The organism is Bradymonas sediminis, assembly GCF_003258315.1.
GTDB classification, from domain to species: Bacteria; Myxococcota_A; Bradymonadia; order Bradymonadales; family Bradymonadaceae; genus Bradymonas; species Bradymonas sediminis.
In genome coordinates this window covers 4,735,528-4,751,262 of the sequence record NZ_CP030032.1, presented here as the reverse complement: position 1 = coordinate 4,751,262, position 15,735 = coordinate 4,735,528, and the positions used below count along the sequence as shown (strand labels likewise).

At 59.3% G+C, this 15,735-nt stretch carries 12 protein-coding genes; 3 read left to right on the top strand and 9 right to left on the bottom strand.

Going from position 1 to position 15,735, the window contains the following annotated elements; all coding sequences use genetic code 11:
• Positions 1-70: 70 nt before the first annotated feature.
• From DN745_RS17910 to DN745_RS17895, 4 genes are all read right to left on the bottom strand, one after another.
• A complete protein-coding gene (locus DN745_RS17910) occupies positions 71-895 on the bottom strand; it encodes a mechanosensitive ion channel family protein (RefSeq protein ID WP_111337068.1) in 825 nt (274 codons plus the stop codon).
• A 163-nt stretch (positions 896-1,058) separates the two neighbouring features.
• The gene (locus tag DN745_RS17905) at positions 1,059-2,582 is read right to left on the bottom strand and encodes a DUF3078 domain-containing protein (RefSeq protein ID WP_133621890.1); all 1,524 of its coding nucleotides are present in this window, start codon (positions 2,580-2,582) and stop codon (positions 1,059-1,061) included.
• A 186-nt stretch (positions 2,583-2,768) separates the two neighbouring features.
• Complete coding sequence (locus tag DN745_RS17900; RefSeq protein WP_111337064.1) at positions 2,769-3,554, bottom strand: hypothetical protein; 786 nt, start codon at positions 3,552-3,554, stop codon at positions 2,769-2,771.
• A gap of 58 nt (positions 3,555-3,612) precedes the next feature.
• Positions 3,613-4,056, bottom strand: coding sequence for a caib/baif family protein (locus DN745_RS17895; RefSeq protein WP_111337062.1), 444 nt, complete (start codon positions 4,054-4,056; stop codon positions 3,613-3,615).
• Positions 4,057-4,198: 142 nt separating this feature from the next.
• On the opposite strand from DN745_RS17895, the gene DN745_RS17890 reads away from it, so the two are divergent.
• Both DN745_RS17890 and DN745_RS17885 read left to right on the top strand, forming a co-directional pair.
• Entirely contained in the window at positions 4,199-6,664 is a 2,466-nt protein-coding gene (locus DN745_RS17890) for a DEAD/DEAH box helicase (RefSeq protein WP_133621891.1), read from the top strand.
• Between the two features lie 54 nt (positions 6,665-6,718).
• Complete coding sequence (locus tag DN745_RS17885; protein WP_111337788.1) at positions 6,719-6,985, top strand: Rho-binding antiterminator; 267 nt, start codon at positions 6,719-6,721, stop codon at positions 6,983-6,985.
• A 17-nt stretch (positions 6,986-7,002) separates the two neighbouring features.
• Here the strand turns inward: DN745_RS17885 and DN745_RS17880 are convergent, their stop codons facing one another.
• Positions 7,003-8,580, bottom strand: a complete 1,578-nt coding sequence (locus DN745_RS17880) for an MptA/MptB family glycosyltransferase (RefSeq protein ID WP_111337058.1) — start codon at positions 8,578-8,580, stop codon at positions 7,003-7,005.
• Positions 8,577-10,094 carry a cellulose synthase family protein gene (locus DN745_RS17875; RefSeq protein ID WP_111337056.1) on the bottom strand — a complete coding sequence of 506 codons (1,518 nt, stop codon included), beginning with the start codon at positions 10,092-10,094 and terminating at the stop codon, positions 8,577-8,579. The genes DN745_RS17880 and DN745_RS17875 overlap by 4 nt, the downstream gene beginning before the upstream one ends.
• A 239-nt stretch (positions 10,095-10,333) precedes the next feature.
• Between DN745_RS17875 and DN745_RS17870 the strand changes: the two genes are divergently transcribed.
• A complete protein-coding gene (locus tag DN745_RS17870; RefSeq protein WP_111337055.1) occupies positions 10,334-11,281 on the top strand; it encodes a decaprenyl-phosphate phosphoribosyltransferase in 948 nt (315 codons plus the stop codon).
• A gap of 17 nt (positions 11,282-11,298) precedes the next feature.
• Here DN745_RS17870 and gshB read toward each other — a convergent pair whose 3' ends face one another.
• The 3 genes from gshB to DN745_RS17855 all read right to left on the bottom strand — a co-directional run bounded on the left by gshB (position 11,299) and on the right by DN745_RS17855 (position 15,728).
• A complete protein-coding gene (gshB, locus tag DN745_RS17865) occupies positions 11,299-12,240 on the bottom strand; it encodes a glutathione synthase (protein WP_111337053.1) in 942 nt (313 codons plus the stop codon).
• A gap of 254 nt (positions 12,241-12,494) precedes the next feature.
• A complete protein-coding gene (locus DN745_RS17860; RefSeq protein ID WP_111337052.1) occupies positions 12,495-14,867 on the bottom strand; it encodes a Gldg family protein in 2,373 nt (790 codons plus the stop codon).
• A gap of 6 nt (positions 14,868-14,873) precedes the next feature.
• Positions 14,874-15,728 (bottom strand): ABC transporter ATP-binding protein, encoded by an 855-nt coding sequence (locus DN745_RS17855; RefSeq protein WP_111337786.1) that lies wholly within the window; start codon positions 15,726-15,728, stop codon positions 14,874-14,876.
• Positions 15,729-15,735 lie beyond the last annotated feature (7 nt).

Below are 15,735 nucleotides of genomic sequence, written 5' to 3'. Positions count from 1 at the left end.
ATGAGTCCATCAATAAAAAGGCCCGGTGCAAATATGCACCGGGCCTTAAAGGAGCATCGTCTATGCCACCTTACTGATCTTTGCCCACACCATCCACCACAAGATGCGGATAGGGGATGTCGATATTGGCATCATCCAGGGCGATCTTGATCGCACGAATGATATCCTCGTGAAGTCCCCAGAAATGCTCGTTCTTGCAGACCACGCGGACCTTCCAATCCACCGAGGAGCCGCCCAGGCCGGACAGAACGACCATCGGCTCACCGACGATATGGTCGAGTTTGGAGACCGCGTCCATCAGGACCTGACGGGTCTGATCGATATCGGCGTCGTAGCCAACGCCGACCGGGATCTCAACGCGGCGCTCCGGCAGAATCGAGACGTTCTCGATGGTGGTGCCGAATGCCTTCGTGTTCGGCACGATATAGCGGGTGCCAGCAGGCGTATCGAGCGTGGTCGTGAACAGACCCAACTCATAAACGGTACCGCTGACGCCATCAATGGTGACCCAATCGTCAACGCGGTAGGGGCGGAAGACGAGCAACATCGCGCCGGCTGCCACGTTCGACAGGGTTCCCTGGAACGCCAAACCAATGGCCAATGCACTACCACCAATAATGGCGGCGAAGCTGGTGGTCTCTATGCCGAAGAGCCCCAGGCAGCCGATAAACGCGAGGATCAGGATGACCCAGCGAACCAGCGTGCCCATCAGGCGAGCGAGGGTCTTGTCGACCTTCGACTTCTCCAGGCGATCGCGCACCTTGGACTGCAGAATCTTGGCGAGCACGAACGCCACGAAGAGAATGACGATGACGCCGATGATGCGCATGCCCCAATCAATGGCCATGCTGAAGATTTCGGGACTAACGCCCCACTCTTTAAGAAGATCTTCCATAAATTACGCTCCAAAAAATAAATAAACATTGAACTATATAACACACCCAGATGGGCCGCCCCGATGATCTCGGGGCGGGTCTTTCTGGGCGCGGGAGACCGGGATCTTCATTTTCGATCGGTCACCAAATATTATCGCCGCATAAGCAAACCAGCGGGTTGGCTTATTCCGAGGCGGGAGCCGACTCACCCTCAACGGCGGTGTTCTCGGCGCTCTCGCCAGCGGCTCCTTCGACCTTCTCTTTGGCCTCAGCAGCGGCCTTCTCGGCCTCTTCGGCTTTCTTCTTGGCCTCTTCAGCTTTTGCCTTCTCTTCTTCAGCCTTTGCTTCGGCGAGAGCGGCTTCTTTTTTCTCAGCGTCAGCTTTTGCCTTGGCAGCTTCTTCCTTGGCTTTCTCGGCTTCGGCCTTCTCTTTGGCGGCTTCTTCTTTCGCGGCAGCGGCCTCAGCAGCCATCGCGTCGCGCTCGGCTTCGGCGTCCTGGACGGCTTTTTTGTTCAACGCGCTGAGTTTGGCGCGTCGGGCGGCCTTCAACTCCTCGGCCTTCTTGTCTTCTTCGATCGCCTGCTCGCGCAGCTCTTTGGCCTTGGTTTCGGCCTCGTCAGCCTCTTTGCGAAGCTCAGCAGCTTTCTCGGACGGCGTCAGATCCTTCGAATCCGGCTCGATGAAGGTATATTTGAAGGTCAGAAGCAGGTTGTTTTGAATCTGAACGGCGTCGAGCAATTGCGGGTCATTGAGAATCTTCAGCCCGTAATTAAGCCCCATCCACTCGGTGACGGCGACGGTGACGTCGGCCTTCAAGCCCCAGCGGAGCAGGTCGACCGCGGTACGGTCTTGGTCATCGTTGTTCAAAAACGGCATCAGCGCGGTTCCGCCGACGGCGTAGGTGAAGCGTCCGCCGTCAAAGCGGCCTTCGGCGCCGGTGAACGCCTCAAGACCAGCCTGATAGACGTTGTCGAGCTCGATGACTTCGACGACATTGGCGGTATCGGCGTCATCGTTCACCGCGAGCACGCCCTCGGCGAAGGTCTCACGCGCGCCCGCGCCAATGCGCAGCTTCCAGGTGAGCGGCTTGCTTCGGATCGGCTCGGCGAACAGGCCGATCGACTGGTTGAGCGACAGCGGCTCAAGCGAATCGCCCAACTTCAGGCTCGTGGCCGTCTGGGTGTCGACGCTGCCGTCGAGGCGCGTGATGTCGTAGACGACCGGCTCCGCCGTGACGATCTCGGTGTCGAAAATCGCGGTGTTCAACGAAAGACGCGCGAAGGGTCCAAACCAGTCCAGCACGAAATAATTATAGAGGCTTTCGATCTCGAACTGGTCGTTATTCTTAACGAATTGCTCCAGCGCGGGCGTGCGCGCCCAGCTCTCATCGACGGTGAGGCTGTTTTTCCAGGTATGGTTTCCGTTGGAGTACAGAAGCCCACCGGAGATGCCCAGGCTAAAGAGGGTGGAGACGCCGTCGATCGCGCCGACCACGTCTTTATTCTGGGTCAGCGCGGCGCCGGCGTTCAGCGACAGCATCGGCTCATAGGTCGGCTCGGCGGGTGGCGCGACGATCTGATCGGCGGTCACGAACTCGGTCATGTCGACCTTCTCTTGGGCCACGGCCGAGGAGCCCGCTGCACAGACCATCCCCAGACCGACAAGACCTGCAACACTCAATGACTTCGCTCTATTGATTTTACTCACTTCGTACTCCCCTGATTCAAAAAAAATAATTCGATTATCGATAAGTAATTCAGGGCGACCAATAACTTCCGGCGTCGCCGCTGACAGCGTGCTATTAATTAGATTCCTTCTAAAAATCAAGCAGTCACGCAGCGCACGCCGACAAATTGGCGCGCACAGGAGTCTGCCCCTCTTTGACGTCGCGGATTATTTGGGCGCCTGGGTGCCGTCGAAAAAGAACGGTCGAGACACACGCATCTGCCCGTCTTCGGTGCTGCGAAAGCTGCGCTGGCTGAGCGTGTCAGCGACACAATCGCCCAGAGACGGCGTCTCCATTTTATAGATATGCGAGAGGCGCACGTCCTCGAAGGTTGCGCGAGAGCCGTCGGCTGCCAGCGTATAGTTCAGCGCGAATCGGCCGCTGGGCTCATCTTCGCCAAAACAGGTCCTCACCACCTCCGCGGCGATATCGACGCTCCACTCGCGCACGCCCAGGTCGATGGGATAGCGCGCGGGCGCGGGGGCGTCCAGCATTGCCTCAATGGCGGCCTCCTCATCTTCGGGAACCTCGGCCATCCACGCCTTGCGGCCGAGCACCCGCTGATTCACCGGGTCGACCCACTCGGAGGCATCGGCCCCAACGCTGGCGCCAGTATCCGGCGCGGACGCCTCGATAATATCGGGACGCATGACGACCCGACGCGGACTCGCTTCCTCGACCGGTGCCCCCAACCCCTTTGAATCCCCTCGCCTCTTCCAGACATAGGCGACGCCGGCGTCCAGGGGCTCGGCGTCTTGGCCTGCCTGCGGCGAGTCGTCATGCGACGCCCGAAATTCCGAGGAGGAGTCCGACGAAGATGGCGTATCCGCTGTGTCCCAAAAAAGCACATAACCCAAGCCACACAACACGCCGACCACGGCCAGAAAACCGCGCCGAATGAGGTACTCGCGACCGTAGAGTGAATCGGGTGGAGTTTTCTCGGGTTCGCTCAAAACAAGCCTCAATTAATAGCCAGTGCAGCCAGATTCACTCGCCTCGACTTGGCAGTATTTAACGCCCCCGCTTGAGCCCAAACTCGGCCTCGAGCTCTTTGATCTTCTTAAAATACTCATCGCGGCGAAATTTCTGGTTAAGAATATGAAATTCCTTCTTCACCAGGCCCACGCACCCAAAGCAGAAGACGCAATCCGAGCAATCCTCGCTCATCACCAGATAAGAGGAGTTCGAGCAATTGCGCGAGTCGACGCAATAGCTCGACGCGTGCAGGTTCTCGCAGCGCACGCAATGGGTGCACTCGCTGCACTCCTTGCACTCCACGCAATAGGTGCAACTAAAGCAGTCCACGCTATCGGTGGTGAAGGTGCAGCCGTAGCAGCGCTGGGAGCCCTCGCATTTATAGGAGTCCGGGTTCTCGCGAGTAGCTTTGACTTCCTTGCTCAATGCGCGAAGCGCGCGCTCAAAACCCGACTTATCCAACGGAATACCTTCGGCCATCACCACTCCCTATTATCGATTGATCTTCGCGCGCGACTATTCGGCGCGCGACTCATCCCAGAAACTACTATATATTATTTCAGCAATCGTGGCATACTCCGGCGAGTATTTCACCGGTTTGCGACTCCAGCGGGAAAGCAATATGCGCAATATCAACACACCGCAAGGCAATCTAAAAGATCTGATTGAAGGCTGGCAAAATGGCCGCGGGATCGGCCGCCACCTGACCTCGATCAAGCATATTAAGGCGCGGGAGGCGACCTACGCCGACTTCCCCCAGGGCTTAAGCCCCGACCTGCAAAAGATGCTGCGCGCCCGGGGCATCGAGCGCCTCTATAGCCACCAATCCGAGGCGATTCGCCACGCGCTCAACGGCGACAATGTCGTGGTGGTGACCCCCACGGCCAGCGGCAAGAGCCTATGCTATAATCTGCCGGTGATCGACGCGATAGCGCGCAATGGCAGCGCGCTCTTTTTGTTCCCGACCAAGGCGCTCAGCCAGGACCAGACCGCCGAGCTCAACCAATTGCTCGGCGCCGCGTCTCAGTTTATCGACGCCCACCGCGACCCGAGCCAAAAAGAGGCGGTCTGGGAAGCCCAGGTCTACGACGGCGACACCCCGGCCGACGTGCGCCGGCGCATCCGCCGGAGCGCTCGCCTGGTCGTCACCAACCCCGATATGCTGCACTCCGGCATCTTGCCGCATCATAGCAAGTGGGCGAATTTTTTCCGCAGCCTCGAATATGTGATCGTCGACGAGATTCATACCTACCGCGGGGTCTTCGGCAGCCACGTCGCCAACGTCATTCGCCGGCTCAATCGCATCTGCGCGCACTACGGCGCCAGCCCCACCTTTATCGCCACCAGCGCCACCATCGCGAACCCTTCTGAGCTGGCCAACACCCTGACAAATAAGAAGTTTTCGCTGGTAAACAATAACGGGGCGCCGGCCTCGGAGCGCTATCTCTGCTTCTTCAATCCGCCGATCGTTGACCCGCAGCAGATGCGTCGGCAGAGCCCGCTGAGCGCCGCGGAGCGCGTGGCCCGCAAGACCATCTCGATGGGCTGCGGCACGATTGTATTTGCCCGAAGTCGCCAATCGGTCGAAGTGGTGGTCCACCGGCTCAAGAGCAAATTGAGCCGCCAGCGCGGGCAAAATCACCTCGAGAATCGCATCGCGAGCTACCGCGGCGGGTACTTGCCGGGGCTTCGCCGCTCGATCGAAAAGGGGCTGCGCGACGGGTTTATCCTGGGCGTGATCTCGACCAACGCCCTTGAACTCGGCATCGATATCGGCAGCCTCGATGTCTGCATTCTGGCGGGTTACCCGGGCTCGGTCGCCTCGACCTGGCAGCAGGTCGGACGGGCGGGGCGCTCCGGCGGCACGAGCCTGGCGGTCATCGTGGCCGGCGACTCCGCGGTCGACCAATTTATCATCCAGCACCCCGAGTATTTTATCGGCCAATCGCCCGAAGAGGCGCGCATCGACCCCAAAAACCTGCTGATCGCGGTGGAGCATCTTAAATGCGCGGCTTATGAGCTCGAGTTTAAGGTCGGCGAGGGCTTCGGGGACCTGTCGGCGACCGAGACCGACGAGGCGCTCGAGTTTTTGGCCGGCGAGACGGGCATGCTCACCCAGGCGGGCGGGCTGTGGAAGTGGTCCGACCAGACCTACCCGGCCATAACGGTGAATTTGCGCAATATCGCCGAGGAGAATTTCGTCGTCATCGACCAGACTCACAACGCATCGAATGTGGTCGCCGAAGTGGACTTCGAGGGGGCGCACACCGCGCTTTATCCCAACGCGGTCTACCAGATATCTGGCGAGCCCTACCGGGTTGAGCGCCTGGACTATGACGAGCGCCGCGCCTATGTGCGAAAGAGCGACGACGGCTATTATACCACCGCGATGCATTTTAGCGCGGTCCACGTGCTGGATATCTTCGACGAGCGCGACGTGCTGCCGGGGCGCATCGGCTTCGGCGAAATCCGCGTCACGCAGAGGTTCGTGGGCTATAAAAAGATCAAATTCGGCACCGGCGAGAATATCGGATATGGCGAGATTAACCTGCCGGAGTTGGACCTACATACGATGGCCTATTGGCTGGAGCTGCCGACCGACAACTTCCCCAAATTGGCGAATAACCCCGAGCAATGGGCGCGCATCGTCTTCGGGGTGGGTAAGGTGCTGCAGACCGCGGCGACCCTGCGGCTGATGTGCGACGCGCGCGACCTGGACCTGTGCATCGGCTCGCAGAGCGACGACCAATGGCTAAGCGAGGGCTTTGACGGCCTGAGCGTGCGAAGCGGACAGGGCGCCGGCGAGGTCCTCGTCGGGGGCGACTCCGACTTTGGTCCCGGCGAGGTCGGCCCCGTGCTCTATGACCCCACGATCTTTATCTACGACCAATATCCTGGCGGCGTGGGCTTTGGCGAAGGTCTCTTCAACCACCACGGCGCGTTCCTCGAATTGGCCCAACAATTGGTGCGAAGTTGCGCCTGCGAATCCGGCTGCCCGACGTGTGTGGGCCCGCCCGACGCGAGCCGAAGCGAAATAAAATCGAAGGTCGGCGAGCTCCTTACAAAGCTGATCGCCGGCGCGGCCTAGAGCAGCGCGTTCATCGAGCCCGTTTTCGTCACTTAGGATTAAAGGATGGCCACCATGACCAAGCAACTCATATCCTGCCATTTGCATGACTATATCGAGGTAGCCTGTCTTTTCGGCTACGCGGTGAACTTGACCCTAAAGACGCAAGAGTCCGTTGAGGGCAGGGTCAAAGACATCGTTAGTGATGCCGAAAAACGCGAATATGTGCTCCTCGAGACCGACTCCGGCGATGAGCAGATCGAGCTGACCTCGCTGGCGCGGATGCAGGTGCTGACCCCGGGAGCCCGGTTCAGCGACGTGGTGTTCTCCGTCCCCGAATAGCGTCAATTCATATTATATTACATCAACTTAGCGCCACCCCAATCATCGCCGGCGAACCACCAGGCGACGAGCCCAACCGCGCCAAACTCCAGGACGAGCGCCCAGGCAGGCACCTGCCAGGAGGCGCCGCTTCGAGCCGCGATCCAGGCGAGGTAGGCGAGGAGGACGGCTGGCGCGAAGGTTAAGGATGCAGGGGAGCGGCGAAGCGCGGCGAAGGGCAATAACCAGGCGACGTACCAGGGGTGTACGACCGGGGCGACGAAGAAGAGCGTCAATAAAATGAGAAGTGTGCCGGCGAGGAGATCGCGGCGCACGAGTATTGCCCAGAGCATCGCGAGCCCGACGAGGAAGGCCGCGACCAATTTCGTGAGGGTGTGGTTGACTTGCTCGGCGGCAAAGCTGGTCGCGGGCACCTCCTGGCCTTGCCACATTCGGGTGAAGCCGAGGCGTTTGGCCGGCTCATCGAGGCGCGAAAAGTGGAGGATGATCTTATCTTCGCTGCGGGTCAGTCTGTCGCTATTTGCCTCGGGTGCGCGTTGAAGGAGCGTGTACTCACCGAGATCGGCCCCGAGGCGAAAGGGGCCGGCGTTGCTCTGCCAGGAGCTGGCGTAGGTGCCAAAACCGGAGAATAATTTGGGACCGGCGCTCATATAGGGAAGATAACACGCGGCGATGATCGCCGCGGCGACCGCGAGAAAGCTCAGGCGTCGTATGCACGCGGCGGCGAAGTTCGGCTCGTGGGCGCTTCGGGCGCCGAGCAGGATGAGGGGGATCGCGAGAATGCCGAGGAATTTCGTGGCGATGCTGGCGCCAAAAAGCGCGCCGCCAAGCAGCAGCGCGCGTTTGGTGGACGCGCGCATCATTAAGATGAGGGCGAGGATGAGGGTCATCCAGGCGACGACATCGAGGTGGCCGCTCCATGCGGTCTCGACGAAGACCAGCGGGCATAGGGCGTAGGTTGAGAACGCCAATTTAAGACGGGCGGTATCGAAGCCTGCGCTCATTCGGCTCAAAATCCAGCCGGCGCTGCCGACGGCGACGGCCTCGATGACGAGGAAAATCGCGCGTAAAAGATGAGTCCCGCCCCCCAGCAAGGCGTTAAGGTGGAAGATGAATTGCGCGCCGGGAGGGTAGATCGTCGAGACGCTACCATGGTTGATATGTGGCCAGATCGACGCGTCGCGAAGATGACTCAGCGCGTCGGAATCGGGCGGATAGAGGAAAGGGTTGATCCCCTGTGCGGCGACGCGACCGTCCCAGACATAGCGAAAGATATCATCGGAGAGCAGCGGCTCTGCGGCCAAAAATAGGACGCGCACGATGATGCCGGTGGCGATCAGATGCGGCCAGCGGATTTGAAATTTCGGCTCAGTCGAGCCCGCCCCTGAGCGCCAGATGAGAAGGCCCCAGGGAAGAAAGAGCGCGCCGTACAGGGCGAGCACGGCGCTGTCAGAAAGACGCGCATTGAGCAGCGGGGAGTTCATCAGCGCGAGGAGCGCGCTCAATAGGATCATTGAGATCAGCGCGCCCAGGCCAAGAGATTTGCCGTGGGCGTTCGCCCAGTTGCGGCCTGCTGGTGCGGCGCCCGACTTCATGATTGGGGCTCAACACGACCCAGGATGCCCCGGAAACTCTGCGTCAGGCTAAGCAGCGCAACATAGAAGAACCCACATTGAAAGAGCATCAAAAAGGGGATGCTAAATAGACTCTGGCGCTCGCCGATGAGCACCACGACGATCGCGTAGCTAAACCACGCCCCCAACGCGAACTCCACGACCGGCAACATGATCGACTTATTAATATAGAGCTTTGAGCTCCAGGATTTATTATTCTGAGAGATGGCGTATTTGGGCGTTCGCACGAACGGGGTTTGATGCCCAACGATCGCCTCTAATACCGCCTTCGCATTATTGAGAGACACGCCGATTCCGAGCGCCAAGACTCCAGGGATAAGCCCGATAACCTCGCCGGCGCTGCGACCGATCTCTCGCTGCGAAACCCAATAAAAATAGCAGATGGAGAAGGTCGCCGATAAGAAGATGGGCAGATCCAAAAACAGCGCTTCGTGCCAGCCCTGATGGATGCGAATCATGGTCGCCAACGGCATTAGGACGGCCAATATCACCATTAATAGGTAGGCGAAATTGGAGCTAAGGTGATGGAATGCCTCGTATTTTACGTCCCGCGGAAGATCACTCTTGAGGACGCGCGGCAATAGCTTAATCGCCGTCTGCATCGAGCCCTTGGCCCAGCGATGTTGCTGGGTGCGAAAGGCGTTCATCTCGACCGGGATTTCGCTGGGAACGGTGAGGTCGCGCAGAAATAGAAAATCCCAGCCGGCCATCTGGGCGCGGTAGCTCAGGTCGAGATCTTCGGTGAGGGTGTCATGCTCCCAGCCGCCGGCGTCCGAGATCGCCTGGGCGCGCCAAATGCCGGCCGTACCGTTGAAATTAAAGAAGAGCCCGGCGCGGTTTCGCGCGCAATGCTCGAGCACAAAATGACCGTCCAAGAGGATCGCCTGGGCGCGGGTCAGCAGGCTATGCTCGCGGTTAATATGATCCCAGCGCGCCTGCACCATGCCGATCTTTTCGTCGGTAAAATAGTCGACGGTCGCGCGCAAAAAATCAGGTTTCGGGACAAAGTCCGCGTCAAAAATCGCCACAAATTCGCCGCGAGCCTGGGCGAGTCCGGCTTCGAGCGCGCCGGCTTTGTAGCCGCTTCGATTTTCGCGATAAATCAGGACGATATCGTGCCCAAGCGCCTGCATTTCCTGCACTAATTTCGCGCAAATCTCGGTGGTATCGTCGGCTGAATCATCGAGCACCTGGATCTCGAGGCGGTCGGCGGGATAGTCGAGCGCGCATACCGCGCGGATCAACCGCTCGGCGACATAGCGCTCGTTAAACAGAGGCAATTGAACCGTCACGATCGGCAACTGGGCCGGCGCGAAACGCTGCGCCGGCTCGGGGTCCGGGCCGCTGGCGTATTTGCGATAAAGGCGCACAATGCGGTAGCGATGCGCGCCGTAAAACGACAAGATGAGCAAAATCGCGAAGTAGGCGACCAGGACCGCGATTTGAAGTGTGCTAAGGTCGTTGAACTCGAACATGGTTTGAATACTGCCCACTATAACTGAGAGGTAAAGGCGCTAAACATGTGTAGGTGCTTGAAATATCTACATAACTGAAGACTGGCGGCGCGCTATCGTGGACGCCGTTCAGAACCTATTTGCTCCGAAATGCCTTTCAATTTAAGGTGAGCCGAATGGCAGGGGCGCTCCGGGGTTCACCGGGCGTGCTCAGGCTCTTATGACTTTCTCGTCGAATTGTTGAGACGCGGTAAAAACCTATGACCCAGAGCAAAACGACATCGACCGATACGGTCTCCCCGAGCTTTAAGGGGATGGCGCTCGGGATACTAGGAACGCTGCGACCGCATCAGTGGGTCAAAAACCTCTTCGTCCTCGCGCCGCTATTCTTCTCAAAATCGTTTATGGCGCCCGACAAAGCGGTGCTCGCGCTGGCTGCGGCGCTCTTATTTTGCGCGGCCGCCGGCACAGTCTATCTTTTTAACGATATTTTTGACATTGAAAAGGACCGCCGCCACCCGACCAAACGCTTGCGCCCGATTCCCTCGGGGGAATTGCCGATTTCGGTGGCGCGCGTAGCGGCGATTGTGCTGGGGGTTGGAACCATCGCTGGCTCGTTTGCGCTGGGTGTCCCAGTCGGCATCACCGTGACGCTATATCTGGTGATGAACTTCGCCTATTCCTTCTCGCTCAAAAATATCGCATTCCTCGACGTCAGCATCATCGCCACCGGCTTCGTGTTGCGCGTGCTCGCCGGGGCGTTTGCGATTGATGTGTTTATCTCGGAGTGGCTGATCGCGTGTACGTTCTTCTTGGCGCTGTATTTGGGGCTGGGAAAACGGGACCACGAGCTTCAGATGAAGATCCGCGGAGAGGTCGAAAACTCGCGCAAAGTCCTGGAGCGCTACCGCGAGGAACACCTTGATTTTGCGGTGCTTTTCGTCGCCGGCATGACCATCGCGATCTACACGATCTATACCCTCACCTCGGCGCTGCCGGCCCAACCCCTGCGCAGCCAACACACGCCCTTCGCCTCGCCATGGCTGCCGATTACCATTCCGTTCGCGGTCTTCGGGATCACCCGATTCTATCAATTGATAAAAAAGGATTCTCCCGAAAGCCCCACGGATTTGCTGCTGCATGACCGCATCTTCATCATCAATATTTTATTGTGGTGTGCGGTCATGCTGACGCTGGCGCTGATTTAATTTCAGCGCCTCCGGCCTCACGAGATTTGACTCTCAATAAATTCGATGACCATGCCGGCGCCGTCGACGCCGTCCAGACGGCTCATCTCTTGGATGCCGGTGGGGCTCGTGACGTTGACCTCGGTGAGGTAATCGCCAATGACGTCGACCCCTGAGAACCAGATGCCGTCGCGGCGCAAGCGCTCTCCGACCGCCGCGCAGATCTCTCGATCTCGCTCGCTTAAGACCACCTTCTCGACCGTGCCGCCGACGTGGATATTGCCGCGATGCTCCGTCTCAGCCGGGACGCGAATAATCGCGCCGATCGGCTCACCGTTGAGCACCAGGATGCGCTTGTCGCCCTTGCGAATCTCGGGGATATAGCTCTGGCAGATCACCCGCTCGGTGCCGACGCGGGTCGATACTTCGATCATCGCGTTGATATTTTTGTCGCCCTTTTCGAGCATAAAAATTCCCGACCCGCCGTGGCCGTCGACGGGTTTGATGATGGCGCGACCGCCGTGGGCATCCACAAATTCGAGGATGCGTTTGGCGTCGCGGGTCACGATGGTGTCGGGGATGAAGTCGGCGAAATGCAGGGCGTATAATTTCTCGTTCGCCGCGCGCAATCCGTTGGGCTTGTTCATCACGAAGCAGCCCTTTTCCTCTGCCAATTCAAGCAGATGGGCGGCGTGCAAATAGTCGACATCGAAGGGCGGATCTTTGCGCATAAAGACCGCATCGAGGCTGTGAATGGGCGCATATTCGGCCTCCCCGAGCGTAAAGTGGTCGCCGGCTTTTCGGCGCACTTCGCAGGGTTGCATCACGCCCCAGGCGACGTCGCCCTCGGCCGCCATATCTTGCATGCGCAGATAGAAGACCTCGTGGCCACGCTCCTGTGCGGCGAGCATAAACGCGAAGGTCGTGTCGGCGTCGATATTTACCGAATCCAGGGGGTCCATCACAAAACCGATCTTCATATTCGCCTCGATATCAAATCTGGAATTATTTGGCGCAAATAGCCGCCGCTTCGAAAGTCTCGAATAACGCTTCTTTGGCCGGTAGTTTTCGCAATGATTCGGCAGCCGGCAGCAGCCGTTCGCCGATGGTCTGGCTTAGAGTAAAGATAGGGCCGACGTCAAACCGCGCGTCGCTCCATCGCCGCGCGCACCGGGCGTCGCAGAGAGTTAAAATATGGGGCCCTATAACACCATCGACAATCCTAACGCGGGGCTCAGTCCCGCTGCAGCGCCTCTTTGCGGCGACGGCGTCGCCGCATCATCAGCACACCGACACCTGCAAAGAGCGCCGGGACGACCGCTATATTCACAAATTGCAGCGAGTAGCGCGACTCGGCGTCCACCTTGCCGATCAGGCGCGGCATGGACTTCGAGCGGATTTCGCTGAGCGCCGAGTCTTGCACCAACCACTCAATGCTGGCGATGAGAAAATGCACGCCGAGCTCGGCCAGGCCTTGCCCATACCCAATCTCGGGCATCGCCTGAAAGAAGTTGCCGCTGCCAACTATGAATATGCGCGCGCTCGCCGGATCACGCTTGAGGTCGGCGCTCGTGCGCCCGGCGGGCAGCGGGTGCGTGTCGAAATAACTCGGGGGCGTCCCCTCCACGGCCACCGCGACGGTCCAGGGGCCGGGGCTATCCAATGACTCCGGCTGCGCGAGCACCTCGTATTGAAAGGCGCTCGGTATATTGCTTCGCCGCCTGGCGCTCGCCTCGGTCTGGATCACCCGGTGTATTTTGAGCGACTTATTCTCAACCGCCTCGGGCTTTAGGGCAATCGTTGAGGGCGCCGGCATGGCGAGGGCGCTGAAATTGCGCATAAAGGGCAGCGTCTGGTCGAGGTTATCCATCATAAATGTCGCGGGGTGGCGGACCTCGGCGATGCCCTGCGCGGTCATGGCAAGCGCGTCGACCCCGCGCTCGGGATCGAGCACCAGGTCAGGGCGAAGCTCAAGGCCGTAGCTATCAAACACCTTGCTGAGCCCCGGGTCGATCGCCCGGCGAAACGGCGGGGGCTGGCGGTCCGGGAACTGCTGCATATATTGTCGATGCGCCTGCAGATCGACCGCCGTCGCGGACTGATACCAGCCGACGTTGCCGCCGCGCTGGATGAATTGGTCGAGGGCAAAGATTGCATCTTCCGAGAATGGCTCGTCCGCGTTGAGGATGACCAACGCCGCGATATCATCGCCGATGGTTGGGGATTTCGCGGCGAGGTCGATGGTCTGAACCTCGATGAGTTTTCCGTATAATTGCTCGAATACCGGCTTCACCGTATCCAAGAATCGCGGATAAGAAACCGGGCCGCCGTAACCCGAAACGAAGGCGACCTTGCGCGGCTGGGTGACCTGCAAATTCAGCAACGCGCGGGTGAAATCGTATTCGAAATCGGCCAGGGCGCCGCCGGCCGCCGGGCGCAGATCCCCGACGACTTCAAGGTCTTCGCCCATCGCAAAGGCCACGCATTTATAGACTGCGCGAACAGTCACTTCATCCGCGCTGCGCCGACTGATCCCGACCTTCTCACACCCCACGCTTCGAGCGTCCTCGTCGAGCTTCGCGTCGTCGCTCGGTGAGACGATCTCATAGGTCAGTTTGCCCGCGCTGGCGCTGACATATTCGTCGAGGCTGTCGGCCACCGATTGGGCCAAATTATGCATCGGCGGGGGAAGGTCCGGCGAAATCACCGCTTTCACATGCACCGGCTCTTTGAGGTTTCGCGCGGCGCCAAGGCTGACCTCGGAGAGGGTGTAGCTCTGGTTATCGGTGAGGTCGACGCGCGCGAAGAATTGGCTGGAAATCACGTTTATGAGCAGCGCGCTCGCCACGGCCGCCACGATCATCAGCGCGGCGCTGGCTCCCTTGACCCATCGGTGTTTTCTGCGCGGCGCAGCAATGCTCGTCTTCGCCACGACCAGGCAGACGCCGATCAGCGAGAAATAATAGATAATATCGCGGCTATCGATGACGCCACGCGCGATATTTCGGAAATGATAGCCGGTCGACAGATACTCGATGATCTGAGCGGTCGTGCCGGTGGGGTGGGCGACCAATTGTTCGATAAGATAGAGAAAAATGCATAGCGAGAAGCCCACCAGAATTGAGACGACCTGGTCGGTGCTCCAGCTCGAAGCCATCAGCCCGATGGCCGCGTAGGTCGCGCCGAGCAGCAGCAAACCGATATAGCCCGACCACACCGCGCCCCAATCCAGCGGCCCGAGCAGCGACAGGCTATAGGGGTAGACCAGCGTCACCGCGAAGACCGTGGCGAGCAAAAATACGGCCGCCAAAAACTTGCCGGCGACGATCTGAAAATCACTGACCGGCAGGGTCATCATCAACTCAAGCGTGCCCGAGCGCTTCTCTTGGGCGAACAGTCCCATCGTGATCGCCGGGGCGAAGAACGCCAAAAAGAGCGGCGCCTGCGCGAAGAACCCGCGCAGCGATAAGACGTTGATATCTTGGAAGTAATTCAGCCAGAAGAGGGAGCCTGTGATCACCAAAAATAGGATCACGACGATATAGGCGACCGCCGAGTTGAAATAGGCGCTGACTTCGCGTTTGAAGATAAATCCGATCTTATTCATCGTTGTTTAGACCTCGGCCAGGGAGGGTGCGGCGTCGCGATTTTCCTCGGTCGAGCCGGCGGTATAGACGCGGAAGATATCTTCGAGCGTGGGCTCCTTCGGGGCGTCCGGGGGGCTGCCCTCACCCAGGGCGTTCTGCCAGTCCGGGAAGCGCGTGGGCAGCTCCTGCTTTAGCCCGTCGAGCGTGTCATCGGCGACGAGTTCGCCGCGATTGATGATGATAATTCGGTCGCAAACCGCGCTGACTTCCTGGAGAATATGCGTCGAGAGGATGATGGTATTTTCGCGCCCCAGATCTTTGATTACATCGCGGATCTCGATGAGCTGGTTGGGGTCCAGGCCGGTGGTGGGCTCGTCGAGGATGAGCACCTTCGGGCGATGGATAATCGCCTGGGCGAGCCCGACGCGCTGGCGATAGCCCTTGGAGAGCTCGCGGATTTCGCGGTGAATGACCGACTTCAGCCCCGTTCGCTCGACCGCCTCGTCGAGGCTTCGACGGCGCTCACTGCGCGGGATTTCGCGCATCTCGGCGATGAAGTTGAGGTAATCGTAGACGATCATATCGTCATAAAGGGGCACGTTTTCGGGCAGATAGCCCACCCGACTGCGCACCTGTTTTGATTGGGTGCCAACATCAAAACCCGCCACGGACGCGCGCCCCGCGGTCGCGTCCATAAAGCAGGTTAAGATCTTCATCGTGGTCGACTTCCCCGCCCCGTTGGGGCCCAGAAAGCCGACAATTTCGCCGGGCCGAACCTTAAAGCTGATCTGATTCAGCGCGCTGAAATCCCCGTAGGTTTTGCTGATGCCATCCACCACGATCGAGTGTTGATTACTCGAAGAGATTTTCGGGTCACTCATCATCGCC